Annotated in this window: 2 protein-coding genes; both read right to left on the minus strand. The window is 38.6% G+C overall.

All coding sequences use genetic code 11. From position 1 onward, the window contains the following. Nucleotides 1-229: 229 nt before the first annotated feature. Nucleotides 230-616 carry a VOC family protein gene (locus FKN93_RS17320; RefSeq protein ID WP_308170295.1) on the minus strand — a complete coding sequence of 129 codons (387 nt, stop codon included), beginning with the start codon at nucleotides 614-616 and terminating at the stop codon, nucleotides 230-232. A 152-nt stretch (nucleotides 617-768) separates the two neighbouring features. Then, complete coding sequence (locus FKN93_RS17325) at nucleotides 769-1,254, minus strand: GNAT family N-acetyltransferase (RefSeq protein ID WP_170905760.1); 486 nt, start codon at nucleotides 1,252-1,254, stop codon at nucleotides 769-771. Nucleotides 1,255-1,473 lie beyond the last annotated feature (219 nt).

A 1,473-nucleotide genomic window follows, 5' to 3' on the forward strand; every position in this document is an offset into this window, starting at 1 on the left:
CAATAAACTCATAATATCAATGAATTAGAATACGAAAATTTCTAAATCAGACTAAGTTTTCCCATTAAAATTTATATATTGATTTTGCTGAGGCTCAATAAAGCATAACGCCGCGTTAAGGGGTGAGCAACGCAACTACCAACTAACCGCATTGCACTAAAAACTAATAAAATCAAAGCATAACGAAAATGCCACGCGTTGCGAATCCCTCTTGAACGCCTTGTTATGTTTATTTTTCGTACAACTCTAAGGGCAAACCATCTGGATCTTTAAAAAAGGTGAATCGTTTACCTGTAAATTCATCAACTCGAATTGGCTCAACATCAATTCCATGTGATTGTAACTCGTTAGCTGTCGATTCCACTGAGTTAACAACAAACGCTAAATGCCTTAAACCTTGAGATTCTGGATTACTTAATCTAGGCGGTGGCTCTGGAAAAGAAAACAGCTCAATTTGTCCACCATTTGGTAACGCTAAATCTAATTTATATGAATCTCGGCTTTCTCGATAATTTTCGGCAAGGATCTTAAGACCTAATATTTCCGTGTAAAATGACTTAGATCGTTGATAATCTGAGCAAATAATCGCTACATGATGGATACTTTCTAAATTCACAATATTCTCCGATTTGAACTTTAGCCGAGTAAACATAACGCCCGCTTAAGGGGCTGACAACGCTACTACCAAGTTTCCGCATAACACTAAAACCACTGAAATCAACGCATAATAAAAATGCCGCGCGTTGGAAGTCCCTCTTGAAGCGTTTGTTAGCCGTACATTACCCAATTAAAATACGGACGAAGACCATCCATTCGTTCAACTGCTGCTCCTAACTTCTTGTAGAACTCGTGTGCTCTTACGTTGTATGGGCTAGCTGTCCATGAAATATGAGAAGTTAATGAACTTTTAGCTTCCATTTTCAATGCATGCATAAGTTTAGCACCGTATCCCTTTGACCGATGCTCACCAATAACTAGTAAGTCATCAAGCCAAATTGAAGGCTCACCACGAAAAGAAGAATAACGGTAATGAAATAAAGCGAATCCCTGAACTTCCCCATCGACTTCTAATAGCAAAGCATGAGCAAACGGATAATCACCAAATAAAGTACGTTCAATCTTCTCTTTGGTCGTAGAGATTTCACCATTAAATCCTTTCATACTTCGATCAAACTCGGCTTTGTGTGCAATAAGTTCTAGTAACTTATCAGAGTCTTGCTTGATCGCTTTCCTTATATTCACTTTATTCTCCATAACTCAACATTCTGATGTCGGCTAACGCCGCGTTAAGGGGTGAGTAACGCAACGACCAACTCACCGCATTGCACTAAAAACTAATAAAAAACGCATAACGAAAATGCTACGCGTTGCGAATCCCTCTTGAACGCTTTGTTATGTGCGTGTTTCAGATTGACACAGAATCCCTAATTCAGCCTGCTTCTTTTTACTTAAACCACTTGAAACAATTCTATA

It is taken from the genome of Vibrio sp. A8-1 (genome assembly GCF_013048685.1).
In the GTDB taxonomy this organism is placed as follows: Bacteria; Pseudomonadota; Gammaproteobacteria; order Enterobacterales; family Vibrionaceae; genus Vibrio; species Vibrio metschnikovii.